Source organism: Mesorhizobium sp. M2A.F.Ca.ET.067.02.1.1, assembly GCF_004023285.1.
In the GTDB taxonomy this organism is placed as follows: Bacteria; Pseudomonadota; Alphaproteobacteria; order Rhizobiales; family Rhizobiaceae; genus Mesorhizobium.
In genome coordinates this window covers 1-3,721 of sequence record NZ_RZSB01000603.1, presented here as the reverse complement: position 1 = coordinate 3,721, position 3,721 = coordinate 1, and the positions used below count along the sequence as shown (strand labels likewise).

Here is a 3,721-nt window from a genome sequence, read left to right as displayed (position 1 = left end):
GCCGGAAACCGTGCCGTTCGAGGACGGCAGCCTCGATCTCGTCGTCTCCCTGCTCTCGCTGCACGCGATGAACGACATTCCTGGCGTGCTGGCGCAAATCCGCCGGGCGCTGAAACCGGATGGGCTTTTCCTTGGCGCTCTCGCCGGCGCGGGTACGCTCGCCGAGTTGCGCGAAAGCATGCTGACGGCCGAGACCGAGCTTTACGGCGGCGCGAGCCCGCGCATCCTTCCCTTCACCGACGTGCGCGATGCGGGCGCGCTGTTGCAGCGCGCCGGCCTGGCATTGCCTGTCGCCGATGTCGAATCGGTCGCCGTGCGCTACGACACGCTGTTCGATCTCGCCGCCGACCTGCGCGCCGTGGGCGAAACCAGCCCGCTCATCGACCGCAGCCGGCGACCCGGCAGCAGGCGTTTGTTTGCCCGCGCGGCCGAAATCTATGCCGAACGGTTCTCGGACCCGGACGGCCGCATCCGCGCAAGCTTTCCGGTTGTCTGGATGTCCGGCTGGGCGCCCGACGCCTCGCAGCAAAAGCCGCTCAAGCCTGGATCAGCCAAGCTATCGCTGAAGGCGATCCTGGAGAACCCGCCGAAGAGCTGACTGCGTCTCTGATTGCCCGACCGGTTTCGTCAGTGGGAGAAGGCCTGGACCAGCCTGCTGCTGTTGTCGCTGAACAGCCATTGGAGCGCATCCGCCGCCCTGCTTACGCCGCCGATGATGGTAAGCGACAGCACGGTAACGATCAGGCCATATTCGATGGCCGTGGCGCCGGTCTCATCCCTTACGAATTGCTGCAGCAGGTTTTTCATGGCCATCCATCCCTTATGCAGAAATTCTAATGTCCTACCCGTTAAGAAAGGTTAACGGCGAAAGCTTAACAGCGAGTGAAATGCCGGTGTCTCAAAAAATCATTAACCACGTCAGCACTCGCCGCTGCGGCTGCCGTCATTGCGGATGACGCAGATTGAACTGGGCATCGGCTGCAGCACACTGCGGCGCACCGTGTATGTATTGGTGCGATGGCCGATCGATCCGGTCGCTGTCATGTCGAGCCCAACAGCCAAGCCGTCGCGGGTGCCCTGCGATCGCGTCTGGCTGTCCAGGAAGGGCGTTGCGATCAGCGCCAGCGCCACGGCGGCCGAGCCGAAGAGAAGCGTTACTCGCAGGATGCTCATGCCGGCATCCGCGGCGCGGAAGCCTCGGTCAGGCCGGATCGAGTCCCACTCTCTTTCAAGGCTCATTGCCGTTGTTCCCGGTCATCAACGATGTGCCGCGCGAAACGGCCCCGAGCAATTTTTCACGTCGAGATAAATCTTCCATTAACGCTGGCTAAAGCAGCTCGGAAAACGACGCTTTCGGCAAACGGTAAACGGCCGCGAAGACAGTTCGCGAAATTACAGCAGGTCGATGAGGAACTGGATCAGCGGCGCGTCGGCCGGCGGCATCGGGTAGTCGCGCATCTGCCTCGGCCTGACCCATTTCAGCCCCTGCCCTTCCCTGGGTTGCGCGATCCCGCGAAAGCGGCGGCAGACATAAAGCGGCATCAGCAGATGGAAATCGTCATAGGAATGGCTGGCGAAGGTGAGCGGCGCCAGGCACGGAATCTCGGTCTCGATGCCGAGTTCCTCATGCAGCTCGCGGACCAGGCACTCCTCAGGCGTCTCGCCGGGCTCGACCTTGCCGCCAGGAAACTCCCACAGGCCGGCAAGCTGCTTGCCCTCGGGGCGCTGCGCCAGAAGCACGCGCCGGTCGGCATCAACCAGCGCGCAGGCGGCGACCAGCAACAGGCGCTTTCCGGCTGGCTTCACCTCGCTCATGCGCCCGGCGGCCGCCGATAGTGGTAGCGGTAGACTTCCTCGAAGCCGAGCGACCGGTAGAGCGAGAGCGCCGGTAGATTGCCGGCCTCGACCTGCAGCCAGGCCTCGCGCGCGCCGCGCAGCCGCGCCCATTTCAGCGCCGACAGGATGAGATTGCGGCCATGGCCCTGTTTGCGCGCCGATTTTTCGGTGGCGACCTCGAACAGGCCGGCGAGGTCGCCATCATGGACGCAGATCAGCGTCGCCAGCGGCTCATTGCCGTCCTCCAGCGCGAACAGCCCAGCTTCGGGCTGAATGGCGCCGATGACCTCCGACAGGCCGGGCCGCAGCGAGGCGTCCGAGCCGCTGGTCCTCAGCGACGCGCCGATGAAGCGGCTGATGTCCTTGAGCGGTATCTGGTCCATGGCCGCGCCGAGCTCGAGGTCCTTGAGCGGTAGCCGCATCACCATGGATTCGTCGAACCTGTTCCAGCCGGCCTTGTCGAGATGGGTGGACAGCACCTGTCCCGACAGCGGCGACATGCGAAAGGTCAGCGGCCTGCCATAGGCATCGAAGCGGCGCGCGGCGCGGCCGATGCGCTCCTCGATGGCGTGCGTGTCGCCCGGATCGAGCGGATTGACCGAGTTCAAGCGCTTGGCCGGATGCCCGGCGGTCAGCCGCACCACCCAGGTCCCGTCATAATGGACGGCCGCCGCCGGCCAGGCGCGAAAGCCCGCCGCCTCGTAGCGGCGCACGACCGCCAGCACGCTTGCCGGATGCCTGGACACCGGCGCCATCAGCTCCGGTAGTCGCCGTTGATGGCGACATATTCCTTGGTGAGGTCGCAGGTCCACACCGTCGCCTTGCCGCGGCCGATGCCGAGATCGGCGCGGATGCGGATGTCGTCGCGCTTCATGTAGGCAGACGTCGCTTCCTCCGAATAGGCCGGATCGCGCTCGCCCTCATGCGCCAGGCGATTGTCGCCGAACCAGATCGACAGCCGGTCGCGGTCGGCTGGCTCGCCGGCCTTGCCGACGGCCATGACGACGCGGCCCCAATTGGCGTCCTCGCCGGCGACGGCCGTCTTGACCAGCGGCGAATTGGCGATCGAAAGCGCGATGCGCTTGGCCGAACGCGCCGATTTGGCGCCGGTCACCGTGACCTCGACCTGCTTGCGTGCGCCCTCGCCGTCGCGCACCACTTGCAGCGCCAGCGACTTCAGCACCTTGCCGAGCGCCCGACGGAACGCGCCGAGCCGCGCGTCCTTGGCATCGCTGATCGCCGGCGCGCCGCGGGCAGCCGCCTTGCCGGTGGCGAAGATGAGCAGCGTGTCGCTGGTCGAGGTGTCGCTGTCGACGGTTACCGCGTTGAAGGTCTTGGCCGTGCTGCGCGACAACAGGTTCTGCAGCACGGGCGCGGCGATCGGCGCGTCGGTGGCGATGAAGGAAAGCATCGTCGCCATGTCGGGTGCGATCATGCCGGCGCCCTTGGCGATGCCGTTGATGGTGACGTCGGCGTCGCCGAGCTTGACCGTCGCCGTCGCCACCTTCGGATAGGTGTCGGTGGTCATGATGGCCTTTGCCGCCTCGGTCCACAGATTGGGCTTGCCGTCCTTGACCAGGCCGGCGAGCAGATGGCTGAACTTGGTGGTGTCGAGCGGCTCGCCGATGACGCCGGTCGAGGCCAGGAACACCTCGCTCTCGGAACAGCCGGCGGCCTTCGCCGCCGCGTCGCCGGTCAGCGCGGTCGAGACCTTGCCCTTCTTGCCGGTGAAGGCATTGGCATTGCCGGAATTGACCACCAGCACGCGCGCCTTGCCCGCGGGCAGGTTCTGGCGGCAGAAGTCGACCGGCGCCGACGGACATTTCGACCTGGTGAACACGCCGGCGACAGCCGTGCCCGGATCGAAGACCATGGCGAGCAGGTC

6 protein-coding genes are annotated in these 3,721 nt (G+C 66.0%); 1 reads left to right on the top strand and 5 read right to left on the bottom strand.

What is annotated here, in order from left to right:
• A partial coding sequence (locus tag EOA28_RS28410; protein ID WP_128315517.1) for a methyltransferase domain-containing protein occupies positions 1 to 598 on the top strand: 598 nt, incomplete at its 5' end.
• Between the two features lie 29 nt (positions 599 to 627).
• On the opposite strand, the gene EOA28_RS28405 is transcribed toward EOA28_RS28410, so the two are convergent.
• The 5 genes from EOA28_RS28405 to argJ form a co-directional block, all read right to left on the bottom strand.
• Positions 628 to 813, bottom strand: a complete 186-nt coding sequence (locus tag EOA28_RS28405; RefSeq protein WP_126081076.1) for a Flp family type IVb pilin — start codon at positions 811 to 813, stop codon at positions 628 to 630.
• A 105-nt stretch (positions 814 to 918) separates the two neighbouring features.
• Positions 919 to 1,239, bottom strand: a complete 321-nt coding sequence (locus EOA28_RS28400) for a hypothetical protein (protein WP_127251148.1) — start codon at positions 1,237 to 1,239, stop codon at positions 919 to 921.
• Positions 1,240 to 1,392: 153 nt separating this feature from the next.
• Positions 1,393 to 1,815 (bottom strand): (deoxy)nucleoside triphosphate pyrophosphohydrolase, encoded by a 423-nt coding sequence (locus tag EOA28_RS28395; protein WP_126064239.1) that lies wholly within the window; start codon positions 1,813 to 1,815, stop codon positions 1,393 to 1,395.
• Positions 1,812 to 2,591 carry a GNAT family N-acetyltransferase gene (locus EOA28_RS28390; RefSeq protein ID WP_189342222.1) on the bottom strand — a complete coding sequence of 260 codons (780 nt, stop codon included), beginning with the start codon at positions 2,589 to 2,591 and terminating at the stop codon, positions 1,812 to 1,814. Before EOA28_RS28390 ends, EOA28_RS28395 begins: the two co-directional genes overlap by 4 nt.
• A partial coding sequence (argJ, locus tag EOA28_RS28385) for a bifunctional glutamate N-acetyltransferase/amino-acid acetyltransferase ArgJ (protein ID WP_128315516.1) occupies positions 2,591 to 3,721 on the bottom strand: 1,131 nt, incomplete at its 5' end. The genes EOA28_RS28390 and argJ, both read right to left, overlap by 1 nt.

Bases quoted from the DNA above. Each gene is read 5' to 3' on its own strand.
- EOA28_RS28390 (WP_189342222.1), bottom strand. From the start codon at position 2,591: ATGGCGCCGGTGTCCAGGCATCCGGCAAGCGTGCTGGCGGTCGTGCGC.
- EOA28_RS28405 (WP_126081076.1), bottom strand. From the start codon at position 813: ATGGCCATGAAAAACCTGCTGCAGCAATTCGTAAGGGATGAGACCGGC.
- EOA28_RS28395 (WP_126064239.1), bottom strand. From the start codon at position 1,815: ATGAGCGAGGTGAAGCCAGCCGGAAAGCGCCTGTTGCTGGTCGCCGCC.
- EOA28_RS28400 (WP_127251148.1), bottom strand. From the start codon at position 1,239: ATGAGCCTTGAAAGAGAGTGGGACTCGATCCGGCCTGACCGAGGCTTC.